Annotated in this window: 20 protein-coding genes and 1 pseudogene; 11 read left to right on the forward strand and 10 right to left on the reverse strand. The window is 70.1% G+C overall.

The window, feature by feature from the left end; all coding sequences use genetic code 11:
* Both ACIRP7_RS41870 and ACIRP7_RS41875 read right to left on the reverse strand, forming a co-directional pair.
* Positions 1-885, reverse strand: a complete 885-nt coding sequence (locus ACIRP7_RS41870) for a hypothetical protein (RefSeq protein WP_403671098.1) — start codon at positions 883-885, stop codon at positions 1-3.
* Between the two features lie 152 nt (positions 886-1,037).
* Entirely contained in the window at positions 1,038-1,877 is an 840-nt protein-coding gene (locus ACIRP7_RS41875; RefSeq protein WP_403671101.1) for a hypothetical protein, read from the reverse strand.
* Between the two features lie 169 nt (positions 1,878-2,046).
* Here ACIRP7_RS41875 and ACIRP7_RS41880 point away from each other — a divergent pair, with 169 nt between their 5' ends.
* Positions 2,047-3,123, forward strand: a complete 1,077-nt coding sequence (locus tag ACIRP7_RS41880; RefSeq protein ID WP_403671104.1) for a sodium-dependent transporter — start codon at positions 2,047-2,049, stop codon at positions 3,121-3,123.
* A gap of 36 nt (positions 3,124-3,159) precedes the next feature.
* On the opposite strand, the gene ACIRP7_RS41885 is transcribed toward ACIRP7_RS41880, so the two are convergent.
* Entirely contained in the window at positions 3,160-3,849 is a 690-nt protein-coding gene (locus ACIRP7_RS41885) for a response regulator (protein ID WP_403671107.1), read from the reverse strand.
* A complete protein-coding gene (locus ACIRP7_RS41890; RefSeq protein WP_403671111.1) occupies positions 3,846-5,534 on the reverse strand; it encodes an ATP-binding protein in 1,689 nt (562 codons plus the stop codon). The genes ACIRP7_RS41885 and ACIRP7_RS41890 overlap by 4 nt, the downstream gene beginning before the upstream one ends.
* A 233-nt stretch (positions 5,535-5,767) precedes the next feature.
* On the opposite strand from ACIRP7_RS41890, the gene ACIRP7_RS41895 reads away from it, so the two are divergent.
* From ACIRP7_RS41895 to ACIRP7_RS41905, 3 genes are read left to right on the forward strand one after another with little or no spacing between them, the layout of a single operon-like run.
* Positions 5,768-6,628 (forward strand): ABC transporter ATP-binding protein, encoded by an 861-nt coding sequence (locus ACIRP7_RS41895; RefSeq protein WP_403671114.1) that lies wholly within the window; start codon positions 5,768-5,770, stop codon positions 6,626-6,628.
* A complete protein-coding gene (locus ACIRP7_RS41900; protein ID WP_403671117.1) occupies positions 6,625-7,506 on the forward strand; it encodes an ABC transporter permease in 882 nt (293 codons plus the stop codon). The genes ACIRP7_RS41895 and ACIRP7_RS41900 overlap by 4 nt, the downstream gene beginning before the upstream one ends.
* 51 nt (positions 7,507-7,557) lie before the next feature.
* Positions 7,558-8,646: an ABC transporter substrate-binding protein gene (locus ACIRP7_RS41905; protein WP_403671120.1), complete on the forward strand. Its 1,089-nt coding sequence runs from the start codon at positions 7,558-7,560 to the stop codon at positions 8,644-8,646.
* 402 nt (positions 8,647-9,048) lie between these two features.
* Here ACIRP7_RS41905 and ACIRP7_RS41910 read toward each other — a convergent pair whose 3' ends face one another.
* Together ACIRP7_RS41910 and ACIRP7_RS41915 are read right to left on the reverse strand one after the other, a co-directional pair.
* Positions 9,049-10,638 (reverse strand): alkaline phosphatase family protein, encoded by a 1,590-nt coding sequence (locus ACIRP7_RS41910; RefSeq protein ID WP_403671123.1) that lies wholly within the window; start codon positions 10,636-10,638, stop codon positions 9,049-9,051.
* A gap of 370 nt (positions 10,639-11,008) precedes the next feature.
* A complete protein-coding gene (locus ACIRP7_RS41915) occupies positions 11,009-12,325 on the reverse strand; it encodes a histidine kinase dimerization/phospho-acceptor domain-containing protein (RefSeq protein WP_403671126.1) in 1,317 nt (438 codons plus the stop codon).
* A gap of 574 nt (positions 12,326-12,899) precedes the next feature.
* Here ACIRP7_RS41915 and ACIRP7_RS41920 point away from each other — a divergent pair.
* Together ACIRP7_RS41920 and ACIRP7_RS41925 are read left to right on the forward strand one after the other, a co-directional pair.
* Positions 12,900-13,646, forward strand: coding sequence for a response regulator transcription factor (locus ACIRP7_RS41920; RefSeq protein WP_403671129.1), 747 nt, complete (start codon positions 12,900-12,902; stop codon positions 13,644-13,646).
* 293 nt (positions 13,647-13,939) lie between these two features.
* Positions 13,940-14,767, forward strand: a complete 828-nt coding sequence (locus ACIRP7_RS41925; protein WP_403671131.1) for an ABC transporter permease — start codon at positions 13,940-13,942, stop codon at positions 14,765-14,767.
* Between the two features lie 213 nt (positions 14,768-14,980).
* Here ACIRP7_RS41925 and ACIRP7_RS41930 read toward each other — a convergent pair whose 3' ends face one another.
* Both ACIRP7_RS41930 and ACIRP7_RS41935 read right to left on the reverse strand, forming a co-directional pair.
* Positions 14,981-15,919 carry a YbhN family protein gene (locus ACIRP7_RS41930; RefSeq protein ID WP_403671156.1) on the reverse strand — a complete coding sequence of 313 codons (939 nt, stop codon included), beginning with the start codon at positions 15,917-15,919 and terminating at the stop codon, positions 14,981-14,983.
* Positions 15,920-15,924: 5 nt separating this feature from the next.
* The gene (locus ACIRP7_RS41935) at positions 15,925-17,412 is read right to left on the reverse strand and encodes a hypothetical protein (RefSeq protein ID WP_403671134.1); all 1,488 of its coding nucleotides are present in this window, start codon (positions 17,410-17,412) and stop codon (positions 15,925-15,927) included.
* A 255-nt stretch (positions 17,413-17,667) separates the two neighbouring features.
* Here ACIRP7_RS41935 and ACIRP7_RS41940 point away from each other — a divergent pair, with 255 nt between their 5' ends.
* Positions 17,668-18,459 carry a hypothetical protein gene (locus ACIRP7_RS41940; RefSeq protein WP_403671137.1) on the forward strand — a complete coding sequence of 264 codons (792 nt, stop codon included), beginning with the start codon at positions 17,668-17,670 and terminating at the stop codon, positions 18,457-18,459.
* A 294-nt stretch (positions 18,460-18,753) separates the two neighbouring features.
* On the opposite strand, the gene ACIRP7_RS41945 is transcribed toward ACIRP7_RS41940, so the two are convergent.
* Positions 18,754-19,260 (reverse strand): TetR/AcrR family transcriptional regulator, encoded by a 507-nt coding sequence (locus tag ACIRP7_RS41945; RefSeq protein ID WP_403671140.1) that lies wholly within the window; start codon positions 19,258-19,260, stop codon positions 18,754-18,756.
* An 18-nt stretch (positions 19,261-19,278) separates the two neighbouring features.
* Here ACIRP7_RS41945 and ACIRP7_RS41950 point away from each other — a divergent pair.
* The 4 genes and pseudogenes from ACIRP7_RS41950 to ACIRP7_RS41965 form a co-directional block, all read left to right on the forward strand.
* Positions 19,279-19,830: pseudogene (locus tag ACIRP7_RS41950) on the forward strand (oxidoreductase); the annotation flags it as partial.
* Positions 19,831-19,965: 135 nt separating this feature from the next.
* On the forward strand, positions 19,966-20,784 hold the full coding sequence (locus ACIRP7_RS41955; protein WP_403671143.1) for an SDR family NAD(P)-dependent oxidoreductase: 819 nt from the start codon (positions 19,966-19,968) through the stop codon (positions 20,782-20,784).
* A 265-nt stretch (positions 20,785-21,049) separates the two neighbouring features.
* Entirely contained in the window at positions 21,050-22,087 is a 1,038-nt protein-coding gene (locus ACIRP7_RS41960) for a hypothetical protein (RefSeq protein ID WP_403671146.1), read from the forward strand.
* Positions 22,088-22,229: 142 nt separating this feature from the next.
* Positions 22,230-22,427, forward strand: coding sequence for a hypothetical protein (locus ACIRP7_RS41965; protein WP_403671149.1), 198 nt, complete (start codon positions 22,230-22,232; stop codon positions 22,425-22,427).
* A 197-nt stretch (positions 22,428-22,624) separates the two neighbouring features.
* On the opposite strand, the gene ACIRP7_RS41970 is transcribed toward ACIRP7_RS41965, so the two are convergent.
* Positions 22,625-23,173, reverse strand: a complete 549-nt coding sequence (locus ACIRP7_RS41970; RefSeq protein ID WP_403671151.1) for a TetR/AcrR family transcriptional regulator — start codon at positions 23,171-23,173, stop codon at positions 22,625-22,627.
* Positions 23,174-23,236 lie beyond the last annotated feature (63 nt).

A 23,236-nucleotide genomic window follows, 5' to 3' on the forward strand; every position in this document is an offset into this window, starting at 1 on the left:
TCAGCCGGCCCGCCGGGCGACCGGCTCCCGCTCCGTCATCTGCGGTGTTCTGCGCTTCTGCACCTGCGCGTACGCCATCAGCCCGACCAGAACGGCCAGCAGCACGGCGGAAGATCCCGCGGTGCCGAGGTCCAGGCCGCCCTTGGTGACCGGCTTGGTCAGGAGGTCACCGGCGGTGGCTCCCAGGGGCCGGGTGAGGACGAAGGCGACCCAGAACAGCAGCACGTTCGGCACGACCGGCACCTTCATCAGCAGGACGAGGACGGCCAGTGCGCCCGTCACGAGCAGCGCACCGCCGGCGTAACCGAGGCCGGAGCTGTCGGAGAGGAAGTCGCCCATGGAGGTGCCGAGGGTGTTGGAGACGAGGATCGCCGACCAGAACAGGGCCTCGCCGCGGAAGGTGACGATGTCGCGGATCTGGAAGGTCATCCCGGTCGCCTTCCAGACGGCGAAGACGACCAGCAGGATCGAGACGAGGATCGCCGCCCCGGTGGGATAGCCCAGGCCGAGACCCTGCGGGCCCCAGCCGAGCGAAGTGGCTCCGCCGGAGAGGAACTTGGTGCTGGCGTCGCGGTTCATGAAGTCGGACATCGTGGTGCCGGCCATGCTGGTCGACAGGATCACGGTCCAGTAGAAGAACGGGTTGTAGTGACTGGCCCTGAGCTGGACGACCAGTGTCACCACGAAGAGCATGAACAGGGCGATCGTGGTGAGGAAGTAGCCGAGTTTCAGGGTCTGTGCGAAGAGGTCGCCGGCCGTCTCGCCGAGGGTGGTCGCGGCAATCTTCATGATCCAGAACGCCAGGGTGACCTCGGGGAGTTTCTTCATGACCGACTTCGTCGTGCTCGCCACGTCGAGGTCGGTGAGCATTTCCGGTTTCTGCAAGGTGGGGGGCTCCCATGCGGTCGAACAGCAGGGCGCCCGCCCGCGACGCGAACAAGCACCCTGTGCGATCAGATGACTCCGAAGAGTGATCGCCGGAATCGACCCTGGCAGCTCCACCCTGAACGCATCCTGAACGACTGCCGCGCGCCTGCTCAGGCCGCGTGTCGGGCGGTGTGCTGCGGCTGCGCCACGTCCTTTCGGGTCACCGAGAGGTAGATGACCAGGCCGAGGATGACCGTGAGGAACAGCGCACTGGTGATGACGGTGCCCAGGCCCAGGCCGCCGTCACCGGTGGGCTGGGAGAGGTAGTCGCCGATGGACGCGCCCAGTGGGCGGGTGAGGACGTAGGTGATCCAGAAGCTCCACACCGCGTCCAGGCCGAGCTTGAAGTGGGCGAGGGCGACCGCGGCGATGGCCAGGCCGCACAGGACCGCGGAGAGCCAGTAGCCCAGGTTCATGCGCTCGGAGACCAGGTCACCGGCCGCGGTGCCGAGGGCGAAGGTGAACAGGACGGCGAGCCAGTAGTAGGCCTCGCGGCTCGTGGTGTCGATGTGGTGGATGGACAGCGTCCGCTCACGCCGGTACCAGACCACGAAGACAATCGTGAGGATGATCGCGAAGACGGTGGTGCTGGTCTCCAGCGGTACGCCCATGTTGTCGGTGAGATTGTCGCTGATCAGCGTGCCGACGACGCTGATCAGGGCGACGGCGAGCCAGTACACACCCGCGCGATGGGCGGTGGTGCGGAACTGCACGACCAGGACTACCGCCAGCAGCGCGCTCATCAGGACCGACACACCGGTCAGGCCGAGACCCGCCTTCTCGTTGAGCAGGTCGGCCGCGGTCTCGCCGACCGTCGTGCACAGCACCTTGATGACCCAGAAGTAGACGGTGACTTCGGGCACCTTGTTCCAGCCCAGTCGGCGACCGGAGGGCGACACCTGGGGGTCGGCCTCCGAGGGCGGGGGCGTCTGTGAGGTCTCGTATGTCATGCGGCCCGACCGTGCCACGGGAAACCTGAGCGCATCCTGACTGCCGTGCGGCACAGGCTGCCCCCTTCGCCTCGCCCGAGCACTATGAGTGCCATGACGACTCATGATCACGGCACCTGCATAGCGGCGTTCCGCCCCGTCCCGTCCGTCGCCATGGAAGAAGGCCGCCTTGAATTGTCCGACTGCCTCCCCACCGCCTGCCGACCGGGTGACGGCCTGGCTGCGCCGTCGGCTCGGCCGGGCTGTCGTGCTGTCCTACGTCGCCGCCCTCCTCCTGCCCGGCCCCGGCCTGTGGCTGCGTCGCGACCACATCGGGCCGATCGGCACCGTCACCGGCCTGCCCCTGAGCACCGGCCCGCTGCTGCTGTCGCTGGTGCTCTTCGCCGCCGGACTCCAGGTACCGGTCCGCGAACTGGGCCGCCTGCTCCGCAAGCCGACCGCCCTGGTGGCCGGGCTGGTCCTCCACCTCGCGATCCCGCTCCTGGTCATCCCCGTCGTCGCGTTCGGACTGCACCGCACCCCGGACAGCGACGGCGGCAGCGGACTGATCACCGCGATGATCCTTGTCGTGGCGATGCCTGTGGCCGCCGGAGCCACCGTCTGGACCGGCAAGGGTGACGGCGACCAACCGACCATGGTGGGACTCGTCCTCGCCTCCACGCTCCTCAGCCCGCTCACCGTCCCGCTGGTCATCACCACCTTGGTGCCGCTCCTGAGCGGCGGCTACGCGGACACACTCGCAACGGCCGGCCGCACGGCCAACGGCGGCTTCGCCCTCGTCACCGTGGTCCTCCCCTGTGCCGTCGGCATCCTGTTCCGACTCGCGCTGCCGACGGCGTGGCTCAGCCGGGCCGTGCGCGTGACCGTGCCCGTGGCGGTGGCCGGATCGCTCGTCCTGACATATGTGAACGCCAGTGGCGCCCTGGGCTCATTCCTCGCGCACCCACGCCCCCTTCTGTTCGCCGCGGCCCTGGCCGTGGCCGCGCTCGTCTGCCTGTTGTCCTTCCTCTTGGGCCGGGCCGCCGCGCGGCTCCTGCACCTGGACGGCCCCGCCTCCTCCTCGCTGACCCTCGCCTGCGGCATGAACAACAGCAGCGCGAGCGCCGTCCTGATCACCACCACGCTGCCCGACAAACCACACCTGCTCCTGCCGGTGCTCGCCTACGGGCTGCTGCAGAAGACAGCCGCGAGCCGGGTCGTGCGGACAGAGGGTCATCGGCACCCGCCCTGCCCTGCGTCACCGTGAACACCGCCCCCGGTGACGGGATCGAAAAGCGTCCGCTCAGTGCCTGACGCGGTAGAGGTGCTCGGGGCGGCCGGTGGCCCCGTAGCGGAGTTCGAGCCGGACCATGCCCTCCTTGACCAGGTAGGAGAGATAACGCTGAGCCGTGGCGCGGGAGACGCCGGTGCGTTCGGCGGCCTCCGCAGCCGACAGAGCGTCGTGCGCGCCGCGCAGGGTCTGGTGCAGCAGGGCAAGCGTCGGCGCGGAGTGGCCCTTCGCAGGGACGCGCGGCACGGCCGGCGGCCGGGCGGCGCTGAACAGAGCGTCCACGTCAGCCTGGTCGGTCTCCGGGACCGTACCCAGGGCGTCCATACGGTGCTGGAGCTCCCGGTAGGCGGTGAGCCGCTCGGCGAGGTCGGGCGCACCGAAGGGCTTGACCAGGTATCCGACGGCGCCGAGCTTCATGGCGATCCGTACCGAGGTGATGTCCCGGTCGGCGGTGATCATGATGGCGTCGGGGCGGTCGCCGCCCTCGTCGCCGCTGAGCCGGCGCAGCACGTCCAGTCCGCTGCCGTCCGGCAGGAAGATGTCGAGCAGCAGCAGGTCGGGGTGGAGGTCGCGCACCGCGGCCAGTGCCTCGGCCACGGTCGCCGCCTGGCCGACCACCTCGAAGCCTCGGACGCGGGACACGTAGTCGCAGTGGATGCGGCTCACTCGGAAGTCGTCGTCCACCACCAGGGTCCGGATCACCAGCGATCACCTCCTGCCACGCCGTCCAGTACCGGTGAGGCCGTCGTGAACAGGGCGCCCCGTGGGCCGGGCGCGGTATCGGGCACCGGCAGCATCACGGTGAAGACGGCGCCGGGCCCTTCACTGACGGCGATAGTGCCGCCGTGCCGCTGCACCAGCCGGTGGACGAGCGCGAGGCCGAGGCCACGCCGGGCGGTGCCGCGGTCCGGGCGGGTCGACCAGCCGTCCTCGAAGATGGAGTCGGCGGTGTCGGGCGGGATGCCGGGGCCGGTGTCGGCCACCTCCACCCGCACTGCGTCGACGGCCTCGATCAGCGACAGACAGACCTCGGCACCGCCCGGCGGCGCCGGTCCTGTCGCGGACGCGGACGCGTCGATCGCATTGTCCAACAGGTTGCCGACAATGGTCAACAGCCTGCGCAGATGCGGCGGGTCCTCGCCGAGGGCGGAGTCCTCGCTGAGGACGATCCGCACCCCGCGTTCCGCGGCCACCGTGGTCTTGGCGACGATCAGTCCCACGAGCAGCGGATTGCCGATCCGTTCCCGTACGGATTCGGTCAGCGCCTGCTCGGCACCGGCCGTGTCGACGGCGAACTCGTAGGCGGCGTCGTGGTCGCCGATGTCCAGCAGTCCGGCCACCGTGTGCATACGGTTGGTGAACTCGTGCTGCTGTGCGCGCAGCGCGTCCGTGAGCCCGCGCACCGAATCCAGCTCGCGCAACAGACCGATCATCTCCGTGCGGTCGCGCACGGTGACCACAGCGCCCAGTTCCCGTCCGTGCAGGGCCACCGGCATCCGGTTGACGACCAGGCAGTGGTCGTCGGTGAGCACGCTGATGTCGCCGCCCGTCAGGGTGCCGTCCAGGGCGCGGCGCAGTCGCCCGTCAGGCAGGACTTCCGCCAGTGTGCTGCCGAGCGCGGTGCCGAGTCCGAGGAGGTCGCGGGCCTCGTCGTTGACCAGCGTGATCCTGCCGTCGGGGTCGAAGGCGACGACTCCCTCGCGGATTCCGTGCAGCATCGCCTCCCGGTCCTGCAGCAGCCCGGCGATCTCTTCCAGCTCCAGCCCGAACGTCGTCCGCTTGAGCCGTCTGGCCAGCAGGAACGCGGCCGTCGAGCCGAGTGCGACGGCGATGGCGCTGTACAGGCCGAAGGTGGGCAGTTCGCGCCACAGCTCACCCAGCACATAGTGCTCGGGGATCCCCGCGGACACCTCGCCGACCAGCTTGCCGGTGGGCCCGTACAGCGGAGCCTTGCCGTTGGCGGAACGCCCTGTCGCGCCCTGGTCGGTGCCGACGTGTGTCCTGCCGTCCAGCACCACGATCCGGTCCCCCGTCGGTTCACCGACCAGCGCCGCGTCGGGGTGCGAGTGGCGGATACCGCGCAGGTCGAGCACGACCACGTACGACGCGCCCGACGCCTCGCGGATCCGCTCCGCCACCGTCTGCACCACGTCGCCGCCGCCCCCGTACTGCATGGCGTGGCGTATCTGCGGTTCCGCGGCCGTGGTCTCGGCGATGGCCAGGGCCCGCTTCTCGTAGGCACGGTCGATCTCGCCTCGCTGCGCGAAGGCGAACAGCACGAAACCGATCACCCCGGTCAGCGCCAGGATGGCCAGCTGGTTGGCCAGAATCCGCGCGGAAAGCCTCCCCTTCCCACCGCGGCCGATCGGGATACGGGTGCGTGTCACGGGTGTCTCTGCCTGTCGTACGGGGCCCGGGCGCGGCCCCTGTGCCGTACCCGTGGTGGCGTGATTGTGCCCCCGGCACCGGCCTTCTGCCCACCCCGGCCGGCTGAGCAGAACGAGCAAAAGCATGGCTAACACGGCTAACGCGAGATACGGATGAAACAGCGACGTAACACCCGCCGCCCTCTAGCGTCTGCCTTCCTCGACCTCCGAGGTCAGGAAGGAGACAGCCTCAGATGGCTTCGCGAAACGATGTGGCAGTGAGCCCGGTCGCCGAGAAAGCCGGCCAGGACAGCGCGCGAGTCGAGATTTCCGGACTCACCAAACGATTTCTGACTCCCGCGGGTGAGGTGTTCACGGCACTGCAGGACGTTTCGTTCACTGTGGAGCCCGGCCAGTTCTGCGCGGTGGTGGGCCCGACCGGCTGCGGGAAGTCCACGACGCTCGGCATGGTGTCCGGGCTCGACCGGCCCAGCGAGGGCTCGGTCAAGGTCGGCGGCCGTGAGGTGAACGGCGTCACCGACGGCGTCAGCTTCATGTTCCAGGCCGACGCGCTGCTGCCCTGGAAGACCGTCCTGGGCAATGTGCTGATGGGCCCGGTCTTCCGCAGGGTGCCCAAGCAGCAGGCCCAGGCCTCGGCGCGCGACTGGCTGCGGCGGGTGGGTCTGTCGGGGTTCGAGGACCGCTACCCGCACCAGCTCTCCGGCGGCATGCGCAAGCGCGTGGCGATGGCCGCGGCGCTGATCAACGAACCCCGGATCCTGATCATGGACGAGCCGTTCGGCGCCCTCGACGTGCAGACGAAGGCGATCATGTCGACCGAACTGCTCGGTCTGTGGGAGCAGATCCGTCCGTCGGTCATCTTCATCACCCACGACCTCGACGAGGCCGTGGCGCTCGCCGACCGGGTCGTCGTCATGACGTCCAGCCCCGGCTCGGTCAAGGCGGTCTTCGACATCGACCTGCCCCGTCCGCGCGGCTCGGTCCAGGAGATCCGTTTCCAGCCGCGGTTCATCGAACTCCAGCACCAGATCTGGGACTCGCTGCGCGAGGAGGTGGAGCGCGCCTACGCACGCACCGCAGGAGGTACGCCATGAGCACGACGTCCGCTGTTTCGCCCGCTCCCGTCAAGGTCGGCACGCCGGGCTCCGGCGCGTCCGCCGCCAAGCGCGCTCTGCGGCGCCGCATCGCCCTGGTGTGGGCGGGCCGTATCGGCCTCGCGGTCCTCGTCATCGGCGGCTGGCAGGCGTTCACCACTTGGGGGATCGTCGACCCGTTCTTCTTCGGACAGCCGTCCGGCATCGCGAAGCGGCTGGTCGACCTCTTCCAGAACGGCACCGAGTTCGGGTCCTTCTACGCCAACATCTGGACCACGATCCAGGAGGCGCTCGCCGGTTTCGCCCTCGGAGCCATCACCGGCGTGGTCTTCGGCGTCACACTCGGGCAGAGCCGCTTCCTCGCCGACGTGCTCGGCCCCTACATCAAGATGGTCAACGCGATCCCGCGTATCGTCCTCGGCTCGATCTTCATCGTCGCGTTCGGCATCGGCGTGCTGCCCAAGATCCTGCTCGCCGCGGTACTGGTGTTCTTCATCGTCTTCTTCAACGCCTTCCAGGGCGTGCGCGAGGTCGACCGCAACATCCTGGCCAACGCCAAGGTGCTCGGCGCCTCGCAGATGCAGATCATCCGGCACGTCATCGTGCCGTCCGCGCTGACCTGGATCATCGCCAGCCTGCACAGCGCCTTCGGTTTCGCCATCGTCGGCGCGCTGGTCGGCGAGGTGCTCGGCGCGCAGAGCGGCCTGGGCCTGGTCATCAAGACCGCGCAGAACAACTTCGACCCCAACGGCGTGTTCGCCACGATGCTCGTCATCTCGGTCATCGTGCTGGGCGCCGAGTGGCTGATCGGCAAGCTCGAACGCCGGCTGCTGTCCTGGCGGCCGCCGGCCCCCTCCGAGGCCTCGAACGCCCTCTGACCCCCTCTCTCCCCTCCACTGCTCCACCTCAGCAAAGGAATGTGGCCAGCCATGTCCAGACGACCCGCCGCCGTCGCCGCGTCCGTCCTCACCGTCCTCGCCCTCAGCGCCCTCAGCGCCTGTTCCGGCAGCTCGTCCGCCTCGACCAGCAGTTCAGGTTCCGTACCGACCGTCAAGCTGATGGCCGGCGGCCTCGACAAGCAGATCTACCTGCCGTACCAACTCGCCCAGCAGCTCGGCTTCTACAAGAAGTACGGCGTCGACGTCCAGCTGAGCACCGAGCAGGACGGCGGTGTCGGCGCCGAGGAAGCCATGGCCTCGGGGCAGGTCGACATGGCGGGCGCCTGGTACAACCACACGATCGAGTTCCAGGCGAAGGGCAAGGCGGTCGAGGACGTCGTCCAACTCTCCGGCGCGCCGGGCGAGCGCGAGATGTGCACCAAGAAGTCGGGCGTCACTTCGGGCGCCGACTTCAAGGGCAAGACCCTCGGCGTCACCGACCTGGGCTCGGGAACCGACACGCTCACCCAGTTCCTGGCCGCCAAGAAGGGCGTCAAGACCAGCCAGTTCCACCGGATCGGGGTCGGCGCGGGCTCCACGGCCATCGCCGCGCTGCAGAACGGCAAGGTCGACTGTGTCATGACGACACAGCCGACGGTCGCCGCGATCGAGAAGAAGGGCGTGGGTACGTCCGCGATCGACCTGGCCACCACGCAGGGCGCAACAGCGGCGATGGGCGGCGCCTACCCTGCGGCCAGCGTGCTCGCCCGCACCGACTGGGTGAACTCGCACAAGGACACCGTGCAGAAGGTCGTCGACGCGCTCGTCGCCACCATGCACTGGATCAACACGCACAGCGCGGCCGACATCGCGAACAAACTGCCGGCTTCGTACGTGTCGAACCAGCTGGTGACCAAGGCCGACTACATCTCGGCCCTGACCCAGGACAAGGGCCAGTTCCTCCCGGACGGCCTGATGCCCGCCGGCGGTCCGAAGACCTCTCTGGCCACGGAGCAACTGGTCGGCAACGTGAAGGGCTCGGTGAACCTCGGCAAGACGTTCACCAACGACTTCGCCCTCCAGGCCAACAAGACCGAGGGCTTCAAGACCACCACGGCCCCGGCAGGACCGACCGGCTGAACTCACTCCCACCCGGCACGAGGCCGCCCAGGTGACATCCACCTGGGCGGCCCCGCACGCCCGCTGCGAGTCATGGCCGCGACCTCGACGTCATGGCCGACTGCTCGGCGCGGACCGTGAGCGGGCGCGTCCGACCACGAGCGCCGCCTACGCCCGCCCGGCCCCACGACCTGCCTACAGCGTCCCCGGTCACGACCGCCGGCCTGCCGTCGGGACCGAGAGATCTGCGACTGACGCAGGGCCCTGCACGAGGCGTTCCCTGCACTGCTGGCCGCCGAGCGGTCGTCCTCTCGAAGGTTCGGTGGCCCCCAGACGAGCGGGGTCGGCTGATCTGTTGCTCGGTCGTTGCCGACCACGCGCCGGTGCGCCCCGCCCGCGTCAGGCCGGGGCGCGCCGGACTGGTCAGCAGACCGGCAGCACCGTGGTGTGCTCCTCCCGCACGGCCTGCAGAGAGCGGGGGTTCAGGCCGAGCAGGCTCAGGATCGTCGGTGCGATCTGCTTGGTCTGTACGCTCGCGGAGTCGCGCACGCCGTCCGGAACCGAGGCGCCCGACACCACCAGCGGAACGTCGAGGTCGTCGGAGTGGGCGCCGCCGTGCTCGGCGATCTTCTTGGTGCCGCCGGTGTAGACGACGCCGTACTGCGCGAGGCCGAAGACGTCCGGGACACGGGCGTCGCCGGCTTCGACGTGGAAGTAGCGGGCCGCGGCCTTCCCGGCGTAGACCTTGCTGAGCCCGCCGCGGGTGAAGGCCTTGGGCGCGGCGTTGATGTCGGTGCCGGTGCCGTTCTGCGCCAGCAGGTAGGTCTTGGCGAACTCGGCGGCGGCCTGCGAGCGGTCGCTCAGCCAGAGCAGCATCGCGTCGTCGTCCACGGAGTGCGCGACCAGGTCGCCGGCGGAGGGATGGAGTTTCTTCCAGGCGGCGTTGAGGCCCTCAAGCAGCGGGCCGTCGTCGATCCGGCTGAGCGCGGTGGGGTCGGTGGGCGACTGACCGTGCTTGGCGGACAGGATGACCGTGGTGTTGTCGGCCAGGTGCCGCTTGGCGATCTCAGAAGTCAGGGCACCGATCTTCGCGTTGACGAAGTCCAGGTTCTTCGCCAGCAGCGGTCCGGGCACGTTCTTGGCGGTGTAGCCGCCTTTGAGTCCGTCGGAGGCGGGCAGCTTCTGCGCGGTGGAGACCGACTGGAAGTTGAGGCCGAAGATCGCCGGGGTGCCGACCTTGTGGGCGCGGCTGTGATCGTAGCCGTCGATCTCGTTGAGGACGGCCTTCACCTTGTAGGCGTCGTACTGCTCGGTCGCTTCGTTGTCCTTGGTCCAGTCGTCGCCGGCGGGGTAACCGAGGGCGTCGCTGTTGATCTCGGGCGTGAACAGGTCCTGGACGCCGGTGCCCGAGGGCCCGTTGAGGATTTCGTACGCCGCGTGCTTGTCCGACCACGCGGTGCGCAGGCCCGCGCCGCGGGCCACCTCGAAGACGGTGTTCACCTTGAGGTAGGAGTGCGGGTAGACCGGCTTGCAGGTCCTGGGGTCGACCGGCAGCTTGGAGGCGTTGATCAGGCTCGCGGGGTTTCCGGTCATCGACAGGATGCTGTCCGGCAGGCCCGCCAGGCCCTGACCGGCGTCGAGGGAGGCCTGGTTCTTGTCCAGGTCCTCGGTGAGGTCCACCTCGACACCGGGCTTGACGCCCTTGCAACGGGTGGTTCCCGCCGGGAGGAGCGCCGCGTTGTAGGTGTCGTCGTAGTAGACGCCGGTGGTGCCGGGGCCGCCGCCGGTCGCCTGGGCGACCATGCCGGGGAAGGAGTCGGACGGCGAGGTGGTCCTGGCGTGGGTGTACTCCACGCCGCCTCCGACCAGCCGGGCCAGCGCCGAGTTCGGGTTCCGGGAGATGTACCAGGCCAGGTCCGCCTGATGCAGCCCGTCGACCGAGACCAGCAGGACGTGCTTGGCGGGGGCCTGGTGGTGAGAGGCGGCGAACGCCGAGGGCTGGACGGCAGTCACGCCGGTCAGGGCTCCGGCAGCAGCGAAAACGGCTGCGAGTCTGACGTAACTTCTGGACATCTGTGTATCTCCCGGGTCTTTGAGGCGATTTGCGAGCGCCGGGCCCATCAGAGTCGCGCGTTGCGTACCGGAAACGGCGCATGTGTGAACGCACACGGAAGAAGCGGTCGTGTCTTCATCAAGCAGGTCTGCTTTTCGCCAAGACCGAGGGACGTCCACAGACCCGGCGAACAGCCCGGTCCGTTCGCCACCCGGGCGGACGCCGTGAACCGCACGAGGCCGGCGTCCGTTCCGGCCAGGCTTCGAGTTCGGCACCGCCGGGCCACTTCGGCATGCGCACCCCCCGAGAGGGCGACGCAAGACGGCCATCTCACCCAGACGACTCTTGTGCCCCGCCCTGGTCGACGGGAATGAGCAAGGTGAAGGTGGCGGGGCGAGCACTGGCCAGGGAGATCCTGCCGCCGAGCGAGACGGCCAGGTCCCGGGCGAGAGCCAGGCCGATGCCCACTCCCTGTCCGCCCCCGGTGTGCCCCCGGTCGAACAGCCGGGTTGACTCGCCCGCCACGGCACCCTCATCGCTCACGTCGAAGGCGAGGACGTCCTCCAGGTCCCGCACGGTGACCCGGACGGTTCCGCGCCCATGCACGCGGGCGTTGTCCAGCAGGATGCCGAGTACCTCCGACACGGGCGCCCCCGGGACCATGGCATCGGTCGGTGTGTCCCGTGAGGCGCACTCCAGGCGCCTGCCTTCCTGGGCGAACAGGCCGTGCCAGCGTTCCTCGGCCTCCCGCAGCAGCTGCCCTACCGTGATCTTCCCGGCGGCGGAGAGGGACACCTCCCCGGCGCGTGACAGGCGCAGCACCTCCTCCACCGTGTGGTGCAGGCGGTGGGTGGTGGCCAGTGCTTCGGCCAGCACGGGTCGCAGCCGGGCGTCGTCGTCCTGGGCGAGGCCCCCCTCCAGGGCGAGTTGCAGGCCGGTGAGGGGGGTGCGCAGCTGGTGGGAGGCGTTGGCGGTGAAGTCGCGTTCGTGGCGCAGGAGTTCGGAGAGGCTGTGCAGCATCTCGTTGTGGGTACGGGCGACCTGGTCGACCTCGGCGATGCTGCTGGGGGCGGCGCGGGCGTTCAGGTCGCCCTCGGTCACCGCCCGGCAGTGGCGGGACAGATCCTCCAACGGGGCTGCCAGGGACCGTGCCTGACGGCGGGCCACGACGACCGCGACGGCCAGCGCCAGCGCAGCCACTCCCAGCAGCACCGCCCACACAGCGAGGACTCTGTTGCGCACCGCGTCGGCCGGGGAGGAGGCCCGTACGACGCCGATCACCTGCTCGGCGTGGGAGACGGGCACGGTGACCACCAGGTCGCCGCCCGAGTGGCCTCGTACGGCGTCTCCGCCCAGGGCGCGACGGACCGGGGCGTCGCCCGAACGGGGCCCGCTGCCCGCCCGCAGCCGCGAGTGCGGGTCGTACAGGCCGAGGCGCCCGCCTGCCGGGGGCCCCGGCAGTTCCGCCGGGTCGCCGGTCGTGTAGTCCGGGCTCACGCGTACGGCCGCGGCCAGGGCGGACCGCTCCAGGGTGTCGCGCTGGTCGGCGTACAGGGACGACCTGATGGCCAGGGCGAGCGGGACGGCGAGGAGGACGACGGCGACCAGAGCGGCGGTCAGGGCGACTCGCACCACGCGCTGTCTCATGACCCCATCATGCGGGCCGTTCACCTGGGCGGACGCGCTGCGCCACACGCTTTTGCCGTCCTCTAACCCGCAGCGGGCAGGGCGTTAACCGGCCTCTTCCTAGCGTTGGCGCTGTGGACCGTCCGGTCCGAGGACTCCCCTGGAGGGCAGTGGTCATGGCAGCACGCACACAGACGTACGCGTCGTCGGACCGGCCTTCGCGGCAGCGGTGACTGCGGGCTGTTCCGGGACGGGTTCGGGCTCGGGCTCCGGCTCGACGACGTCCCCGGCCGCTCCCACGGCCGGTTCCTCCTCCGGAGGCGGAGGCGGCAGCGGCGGGCAGAACAACGCGGCGCCCACCGAGTCCAACCCTGACCGGCGTCCTCGATCCGCCACCCGCCGGCCTCTCGGTCCCCGGCACCTACCTCGCACTCACCGGCACTGCCGCCGTCGCCGCCGTCGCCGCCATCCTCGCCGCGGCCCTCAACGGCATCCGCAACACCCGCCGCCCCGCCGTGGAGGAGCTCCGCGACCTGTGAACACTCATTGCGCGCACGACGGGCTCGCCACCCTGTCCGCTCCTAGGCTGTCGTCCATGCGCACGCCCGCCGCACCAGACCGCTACCGCCACCGTGTCCTTGTCGTCGAGGACGACGACACCATCGGCCGCCATCTGGAAGCCGGCCTGCGCGGCCACGACTACGCGCCGACATGGTGCCGTACGGGGGCGGGAGCGCTGACCGAGGCCGCGCGGGCACCGTACGACGTTCTGCTGCTGGACCTGGGGCTGCCCGACATGGACGGCCTGGACGTGGCCCGGGATCTGCGGGGCCGCCTTCCTGATCTGTTGATCGTCGTGCTGACCGCACGGACCGAGGACATCGACGTCATCGCCGGACTGGATGCCGGGGCCGACGACTATCTCGTCAAACCGTTCAGCATGACCGTGCTCCTCGCCCGGCTGCGAGCGCATCTGCGGCGGCAGGCAGTGGCTGCCCCGGTCCGGGAGCCGGTGCGGCTGGGCGATCTGGTCGTCGACCTCTCCGCCCGACGATGCGCGCTGCACGGTGTCGAAATCCCCCTGCGGGCCAAGGAGTTCGACCTGCTCGCAGTTCTGGCCGAGCGGGTCGGCGAGGCGGTGTCGCGAGAGACGTTGATGGCCGAGGTGTGGGACGAGAACTGGTTCGGACCCACCAAGACTCTCGATGTGACGATGGCGGGCCTGCGACGCAGACTGACCGAGGCAGTGCAGGCCGGGGGCGGTCCTGTCCACCTGCCGGAGATCACCACGCTGCGCGGGCACGGATACCGGCTGGAACGGCAGCCGGATCCAGTGGATTGAGAAGCGGCTGACGTGTGCCCGAGCATGGACACCCAGACCGTGACGGTGACGCGCAGAGCGTCGGTTGAGCCGAGACCGTCGCCTCGGCCACGCGCGGCTACGACGCGCGCGAGAACACGGCCGCAAGCGATGCCTGGCTGGAGGGGAGCGCCTTCCACTGATCATCCGGCCGGAAGAGCGAGGGCTCGGCCCGCGCAGCGTCGACGTAGACTCCGTTGTCGGCAACAGGTGCGCGGCCTGGCTGATTGCACGGCACCACCCGGCCCAGGCAGCGGCTCCTTGAGGTGGGGAACGTGACGTCGAGTGCGGCATCCCTCGTACCGGTCAACACCACCCTCGGCGTCCTCCTCGCTGCTCTGCTCCTGGGAGCGGCGGCGGTCGCGGGGCGGTTCCATCTGGATCCGCACCCCTACAAGAGCAGAGCCCGGGAGATCCTCGTCGCCGGACTGAGGGCCGCGGCCCAGCTCGCCGTCGTTTCGGTGGTCATCGCGTGGGCCGTCAAGTCCGTGCCAGGCCTGCTGGCTTTCCTCGGCGTCATGTTCGGGGTGGCGGTCCGTACAGCCGGACGGAGAATCACCAGCGACCACACCTGGTGGCTCACGGCCGCCCCGATCGCCGCCGGTGTGGTGCCGGTCGTCGCGGCACTGCTGATGACGGGGCTCGTCCCGCTGCGAGGCATAGCACTGATCCCGATCACGGGCATCCTCATCGGCGGCGCACTCACCGTGACCGTCCTCGCCGGACGTCGTGCCCTGGACGAACTGGCCCAGCGCCACGGGGAGGTGGAAGCCGCGATGGCCCTGGGCTTCCTGGACCGGGACGCACGGATGGAGATCGCCCGCGCCGCGGCATCAGAGGCCCTTTTGCCGGGCCTCGACCAGACCCGGACGGTGGGGTTGGTCACCCTGCCCGGTGCTTTCGTCGGCATGCTGATGGGAGGGGCGAGTCCCGTGATGGCCGGGGCGGTGCAGTTGTTCGTCCTGATCGCGCTCATGGCAGTGCAGTCCGTCGCGGTCGCGGTGACGCTCGAACTCGTCGCCCGCCACCACCTGCACCGCCCGGTACCCGGCGCGCCGACCGGCTCGCCACGCAGGGCAAGGCGGCCGAGGAAACGTCCATGAGCCGTTCAGGACTTGCCCAAGGTCGGAGCATCGAGCACCTACGTCGCCAAGGCGGTGCTGCTGATCCGGCGGACGGTCCTTCCGCCACCGGGCTCGATGGCGGACGGTGAGCAGGTAGGTGCCGTAGCTGCACTTTTGGGGCCTCGCGCGTCGACCGTCACCCATCATGCCGGTCACCTGACAAGGGAGAGGGGCAGCGAGACCGCCACCGGCTCAGAGCGCCGAACGGCGGGCCAGCAATCCCAGGACCAGCAGTCCCGGTGCCATCGGCAGCCATCCGGTGAGCAGGCGGTAGCCGATGACCGCCGAGATCGCCGTGTGCCCCGGTGCCCCGGCGGCCGTGAGCGCGAAGGCGAGCGCGGCATCCAGCGACCCCAGTCCACCGGGCGTGGGGAGCAGGGCCGCCGCGCCGCTGGCAACGAGGTAGGCCATCACCACATGGCTCGTGGGCAGTGCGAGACCGAGGGCGTGGACCACAGCGACGACCACGCCCGCGTGCAGCAACGCGAACGCGACCGAGCCGCCCCACAGTGCGCAGGCCCGCCCTCGGGAGCGATGCACCTCCCGCACGTCGGTCACTGCCCGCCCCAGCGCCCGCCTGAGCCGACCGCTGGCCACCACCGCCAGCACGACGCTTGCCGCCGCCACCGGCGCCAGGACCAGCACGTGCGGGACCCGCGCCGACAGCGGGACAGCGCCCGGTGATGCCACCAGCAGGACGACACCCAGCATGCACCGGACGATCCCGCCGACCGCCGCCTTCACAGCCAGCGCGGTCGCCGAGCGCCTGGTGGACAGGCCGCACCGCGTCAGAAACCGCAGGTTGACCAAGCTCGCCCCGGCCCCTGCGGGCAGGAGGTGGTTGGCGGCGCACGCCGCGAACTGAGCGGCCACCAGCCGTCCCTTCGGCAGCCGCTCGATGACCGCCCCCTGCTGCGCCACAGCCGCGCACACCCACGTGGCGACGGTGGCGAAGCAGGCGAGCACCAGCCATTCCCCGTCGGCGGCGGCCAGCTGGTCGGTACCGCTGTCGAGGGTGGCCCGATGCGCCACGAGCATGCCGCCGGCGGTGACGAGCGCCGCCAGGGTGATCCCCAGCCGGAGGTAGTGGCGCCTGCCCGCGGGCAGGGCCACGCTGTCGGACACGGTCACCACGGTCACCGCCCCTGTCGGACGAAGGGAGCGACGTAGGCGTGGAGGACGCCGGCCCGCTCCATGGACCATGTGCGCGCGTAGGCGGGCGGACGGTCGCCGGGCTGGGCGAGGACGGCGACGGTGGTCCGGTGGGCGGCCCGGGCCAGTGCGGCCGTGGTGGTGCTGGTGTCGTGGCCGTCGGTCTGTGCCGAGCCACAACCGGTGTAGAAGGCGATGGGCACGGCCTCGTAGCCGCTGAGCAGGCACGGCGGCCGCACGCCGAGCGTGTGGAGGGCTGAGGCGGTGCGGGACCAGTTGTCACGGTTGGCGGCGGAACTGTGCAGAGTGTGTTCCAGGACGACGTACTGCACGGCCAGATGAGCCGCCAGGCAGGCCGCGACCAGGCTCACGGCGACGGTGCGCGCGGTCCCCCGAGTCGGGGCGCTGACCAGGTGAGAGAGGCCATGGGCGACGGGGAGGGCGAGCAGGGCGTAGGCGGGCAGCAGGAAGCGGGGGGCTGCGTAGCCGATGAGGAACAGGTAGGGGACGGCGGCCGTGACCGCGCAGGCCAGCGGCAGCAGGACGGGCAGGGCGCGCCGGGCGCGGACGGCGGTGACCGCGCCGAGCGCGGCGAGGACGGGCAGCGCGAACCACCACAGGGTCAACACCGGGTTGGGGGCCGGTCCGGTGCAGGGGCGGCAGAGGGTACGCCCGCCGAGACTGTGCAACTGGTCGACGACCGCCAGGTGCCGGCCGAGACCGCCCTGGATGCGGGAGGCGTCGGAGAGGCGTTGCGCGAGGCCGCCGTAGCTCATGTAGGCCTCGATCACCCACTCACCGGCGCCGGCCAGCAGGCCGGCGGCCAGTACGGCGAGGAGGCGGGGGCGGCGCAGGGCGAGGGCGAGCAGGGGAAGCACCACGTACACGGCGTCCATCGGGCGCATCCATGCCATCAGTGCCGCGCCCGCGAACACGCCCCACCAGGCTGACCGGTCCCCCGCGTTCGCGCGGACGCGCAAGAAGCAGCCGACACAGGCCAGGGCGCCGACGGCGACCCAGTAGTTGGGCATGGCCTGCGGGCCGTAGAACAGGGTCACCCACAGGGAGGCGAACAGGGCACCCGCCAGCGCCAGGACGCGCGGCATGAGGTGGGCTCGCCAGATGCGCAGGGCGAAGTAGAGGCCCAGACCGGAGAGGACCGCCAGGTAGACCCTCAGAAGGGCGGTGGAGTCGGACCACGACGCGATCGGCGCGGCGAGCAGAGAGATGCCGCGGGCGCGGGGCGCGCTGAAGAAGGCGGCGGGAACCTGGCCGCTGACCTGACTGACGTAGACCGTCTCGTCCCAGCCGAGACCGAGATCCGGTCGTACGAGGACGAGCTGGGCGAGCGTGAAAGCCCCCGCGACGGCCGCGAGCCAAGGTTCACCCCACCGGCGCCGGGGCCAAGCCGTCCGCGGTGGGAAGCCGGTGCGAGAGGCACCGGTCACCGTGACGTTCGAGCCGTCGGCCATCTTGCACCTTTCGTCGTCACGCGCCCCGGAGCCATATTCTCCTACATTTCGTAGAAGGCCACTTCACCGTACGGCTCGTCGGTTAGAGACGGGTGAGAACAAGTCGTCTCCCTCGCTCCTGTCCAAGGTGAGGGAATGGCGGGCTGCAGCCCACGCGAGAGGCCCGAACGGCGTAGTGCCGACGAGCTCGAGCAACCTCGGTTGCCCGTGCACCGTTCAGGTTGCGTTCATGCTCGAGGTGCGATCGTGCGGATCATGACCGCAAAGCCCGTCCTCGACGAACACCCCCTCACCCCCGTACGCCAACTGGCAAACAAGGTGCCGGAGGTGACCGTCTATTTCTGGATCATCAAGGTGCTGACCACCGGCATGGGCGAGACGGCGTCGGACTTCCTGGCCCGCACGCTCGGCCCGATCCCGGCGGTGGCGCTCGGCGGCCTCGCCCTGGTGGCGTCCCTGGCCGTGCAGTTCACGCTCCGCCGGTATGTCGCCTGGGTCTACTGGACCGCCGTCGTCATGGTCAGCGTTTTCGGCACCATGGCCGCCGATGTCCTGCACGTCGGCCTCGGCGTGCCGTACGCCGTCTCGACGCCTGCGTTCCTCGCCGTACTGGCCGCGGTCTTCGCCCTCTGGTACGCGAGCGAGCAGACCCTCTCCATCCACACGATCCGGACCCGGCGCCGCGAGGCTTTCTACTGGGCGGCCGTCCTCGCCACCTTCGCCCTCGGCACCGCCACGGGCGACCTCACCGCCACCGCCGGCTTCGGCTACCTGGGCTCGGTCGCCCTCTTCGCAGCCGCCATCTGCGCACCCGCCCTGGCCCACCGCTTCGGGGCCCTCGGCGCGGTGACCGCCTTCTGGACCGCCTATGTCATCACCCGCCCCCTCGGAGCCTCCCTCGCCGACTGGATGGCCCTCCCCCACACCCGCGGCGGCCTCGACCTCGGCCTGGCACCGGTCACCCTCGCCTGGACGGCCGCGATCATCGGCTTCGTCGGCTACCTCGCCGTGTCACAACGCGACAGGGGCGTGCACGCCGCGGCATGAGGCAAGGACGCGCTGGGCCGTTTCCTGTACGGGCCGTTATCCCGGCACACCTCGGCCACAGCCCCCTCGCACGGACCGCCGCACCCCCACGCCACCCCGGACAGAGGCGGGACTCGAAGATCATCAGACGACACTTGCGATTCCTCGCGTCCAGCCGGCGGACGTCACAATGGGGGCCTGTGATTCTCGCAGTCACCTGCCGCCTCGACGGCGGGCCGCTACTTGCAGGGTCGAGAACGCCCGCTTCAGGGTCTACGTGGTTTTGGCGGGATGGCGCGAAGGGCTTCCGAGAGGTCAGCGGGGCTGGAGACCGTGCGGCAGGAGATGCACCAGGTCCTCGATGCCGCCGAGTGCCGCCTGCGGGTCGGCCGCGTCCTGGGTCGCGAACGCGGCGGTGCCGTGCAGGGCGGCGCACACGGCGAGCGTGAGACGGGCGGGGTCCCCCTCGATGATCTCGCCACATCCCTGGGCGTCCACCATGACCCGCTCGAAGGGCTGCGATCCGATGGGCGAGGCCGACGACTTCCTCGGGGGCGTCAGGGCTGTGCCGGCGGGCGAACATGAGCTCCACCAACACGGCGTTCTCGGTGGCGAAGGTGACGTAGACCCGCACAAGGACGGTGAGGCGAGGCTGGACCGGGAGGTGGGATCGCCTGCGCCTTCGAGGGTCTGCGTCAGCCGCTCGAAGCCGTCGAGCGCCAGGGCGTCGAGCAGCGCCTGCTTGTCCTTGAAGTCGCGCCCCGGCGCCGCGTGACTGACACCGATGTCCCGGGCCAGCTCACGCAGCGACAGTGACCCCACCCCTTTCTCGCGCAGGGTGTGCTTGTCGCGGTACGGGACCCGGAACGCGGCCGGGCGGCGGCGGATTCCGTGCGCGGCAGCACCGAGGTGCGCCGCCTGGACCTGGCGGACCTGTCCTCCGTACGGGAATTCGCGGGCGCCCGGGAGGGCCGCCCGCTGAGCCTGCCGATCAACAATGCGGGTGTGATGACGCTGCCGCAGCAGACGCGGGACGGCTTCGAGATGCAGTTCGGCACCAACCACCTGGGCCCTTTCGCCCTGACGGACCTGCCGCTGCCGTACGTCACGGACCGGGTGGTCACGCTCGCGTCCTCGCGACCCACACAGCGAGGATCCGGTCGCCCGCCCCATTGTGCCGATCACGAACAAGTTCTTCGCTCAGGACGACAAGGACGGCGCCCTGCCGACCCTGTACGCGGCGACGCAGGACCTTCCGGGCGCGAGCCACGCCGGCCCCGACGGTCGCGGCGAGCGAAGGGCGCCCCGACCCTCATGGACCGCACGGCCGCGGCCGGCGACACGCTGGCCGCCCGCCGTCTGTGGACGGCGTGGGCAGTGCAAGGCCGCTGACCGTGGAGCTGCGGGCCGCTTCCGCCGCCCACCTCCACAACGAACCCGAAAGCGGGATACTCGTCCCGTATAGTTAATCGGGATAGCCATCCCGCTTACGGGGTGGGCCGTCCATACCCAGGAGAGGTTTACGTCATGAGCAAGGTCTGGTTCATCACCGGTTCGTCGCGCGGTTTCGGCCGCGAGTTCGCCCTCGCCGCCCTGGAACGCGGCGACCAGGTCGCGGCCACCGCCCGCAACACCGAAACACTGACCGACCTGGTCGATCGGTTCGGTGACGCGGTGCTGCCGCTGCGTCTGGACGTCACCGACCGTGCGCAGGTGTTCGAGGCGGTCGCGACGGCCAAGGACCGGTTCGGCCGGCTGGACGTGGTGGTGAACAACGCCGGTTACGCCCTGGTCGGCGCGGTGGAGGAACTCGGCGAGCAGGAACTGCGCGACGAGCTGGAGACCAACGTGTTCGGCGTCTTCCACGTCACGCAGGCGGTACTGCCCGTCCTGCGTGCGCAGGGCAGCGGCCACATCGTCCAGATCTCCTCGGTCATGGGGCTGACCACCATGGGCGGCGCGGGCGGCTACAGCGCCTCCAAGTGGGCGCTGGAAGGCCTGAGCGAGGCACTCTCCCAGGAAGTCGCGCCCTTCGGCATCAAGGTCACCGTGATCGAACCCGGCGGCTTCGCCACCGACTTCAAGAACTCGTCGGTCTTCACCACGCACCGCCAGGACGCCTACGGCCCCCTGCACGCGTCGCTGACCGAGATGAGCGCCGCCGCTCAGATGCCCGGCCCCGAGGGTGTCGGCGGTGCGATCCTCCAGCTTGTCGACGCCGAGGAGCCGCCTCTGCGCGTGTTGTTCGGCGAGCAGCCCACCCAGTGGGTACCCGCGGTGTACCAGCAGCGCCTGGAGACCTGGGCCGAGTGGGCGCACGTGTCCAAGGCCGCGGAAGGCAAGTGAAGAACTTTCGGCCCTCGGGCCATGACACGCCCACTCCACGGCGTGCACCCGTACCGCCGGCGCCTGAGAGAGCCTGGGCGGCACACCCGCCCGGGCCCCCTCACCGGGAGGCGGCAGTTCCTTCCCCAGCGAAGCACCTTCGGATGCCTCCCGTCCGGCAGCCCGGGCAACTCGTCCCGCACCACCAACAGCAGCGCAACCCAGGAGCGGGCCGACCGGGCCCACTCGTCCCACACCGCCTTGGCCCACTGAAGGAGCTCCCGTCATGCCCACCACCAAGCGTCGCGCACTGATCCTCATCTCGTCGGGCCGCCAGCTGCCGCTGGTCGAGCCGGCCGAGGTCAAGTCGATCTCGACCGGGTTCTTCCTGGTCGAGATGGCTCAGGTGCTCAAGGAGTTCGAGAACGACTACGAGTTCACCTTCGCCACCCCCGACGGCAACGCCCCGCAACTCGACATCAACGGCATGGCCCTGTCCGTGCACTCCATCGAGAAGACCGGCGCCAAGACCCTCCCCCTGCGCATGCAGCAGCGCCGCCGCTCCTTCGACGTCAGCAGCTTCCGGCAGCGCCACCCCGAGCTGGTCACCCGCCGCGAGCAGGAAGTCCGGCTGCTGGAGCGGCACATCGGCCGGATCCCGGTCTCCGAACTACTGCCCAACAGCGAACCGGAGCTCGCCGAGTACCGCCCCGAACTGATCCGCCGCCTCGACAAGCTGCCCGAGGGCACCTTCCACTCGCTGCAGGAGCTCGTCCTGCGCCACCGCGATGCGGCCGACCCGTTCACCTTCGCCGACTTCGACTTCATTCACGCCCCGGGCGGTCACGCCCCCATGGTCGACTTCCGTGACGATGCGTGGCTCGGCGAAACCCTCCACGTGGCCCGGGAGAACGACGTCACCATCTCGTTGATCTGCCACGCGCCCGTGGCGGTGATCTCCACCCGCCAGCGCATCGACGCACAGGGCCGCTCCTACCTCGTCAGCGACAACCCGTTCCTCGCCGCCACCATCTCGACCGTCCCCAAGATCGGCGAGCGGTTCGCGCTGCGGTTCCTCTACCCGCGCGTCCCGGGCAAGGCGACCCGACTCCCCTACTTCGTCGATGTGGCCATCAAGGAAGCCGGTTTCGCCGTCGCGTCCTCCCCCAACATCTCCGCCCCGAAACTGGCCTACGAGCCGTCCGTGCGGCTGCTCACCGGCAACGGTCCGCAGGCCATCGACAAGCAGACCGCCAAACTCCGCAGCATCCTCACCCACAGCCCCGCTGCCCGCCCGACCAGCGGCAAGCACGCGAGCGCGTAGCCACGACCACATGTGCCGACCAGGCAGCCGACGACACGGGCGAACAGACGGAACAGGTATGGAGGCGGGCCGATGCGGCCCGCCTCCGTACCTGTTCTGCTCGCGCCCTCAAGAGCCAGCGCGACACCGTGCCGCTGAACCATTGCCTCACGGCACGCTCTCACCGGCTCTCGCGCAGTCGGCCCACGCCTTCGGCGACCACCTCCGCACCGACCTGTACACCAGGGTCCCGGGCCGCGTCCCGCGCGGTGACACACTGATCGCGACCCTGCGACTGAACCTCGCACTCACCGCTTCCATGACCGCCGTCGCGCATCCCCCCCGGGCGGCGGAGTACTGAGGCAGGGTCGGCCTGCGGCGCGTAGGGCCTGGTCCTGGCGCGAAGTCCGGCATGCGCAGGGATCTTTCACGGCAAGAGAAGACTCAGCCTCTCACCGACCCCCCACCCACACGACCGACCGTGTGAGCGGACACGGCGTCAAGCTTCGCCGCACAGGCTCCGCTCGGCCCGATCCTCGAAGCGGTCGGCAGACGCCGCTACCGCTGGGCGCGCAGCCCCGCGCACGCCAGGTCGATCATGCGCTTGCGCGCCTCCGGGTCGGGGCCCTGCTGCTCCCGGGCCAGACAGCCGACCATGAGCGCCTTGACGTCGGCATGCACGACGTCCGGCCGCACGGCACCGGCTTTCTGCGCACCGGCGAGCAGCTCCTCTTCCACGGCCAGCAGATTGTGCTCGGGGGCCAAGGCCACCGAGTGGACGTCGAAGCCTGTCCCGCTCATCGCCTGCGCAAGACCGAGATTGACCGCGAAGTGCTCGACCATCAGGGCGAAGAACTCGAAGAACGCTGCGCCCGGATCACGGGTCGCGGCCAGTTGCCGGGCCCGGTCGACGATTTCAGCCACCAGACGCAGCACGATCGCCTCGTACAGCGAGTCCTTCGTCGGGAAATGCCGGCTGACCGTCCCTGTGCCCACACCAGCCCGCCGGGCGATCTCCGCCACCGGCACCGACAGCCCCTCGGCGGCGAACGTCTCCAACGCCACCTCCAGGACACGCTTGCGGTTGCGCTCGGCATCAGCACGCATCAAAGACCCTCAGGCTTCCGACCAATCGGGACAACTGTCCCGATTATAGTGGGCCGGCCCTCC

Source organism: Streptomyces sp. NPDC102270 (assembly GCF_044766405.1).
Classification (GTDB): domain Bacteria; phylum Actinomycetota; class Actinomycetes; order Streptomycetales; family Streptomycetaceae; genus Streptomyces.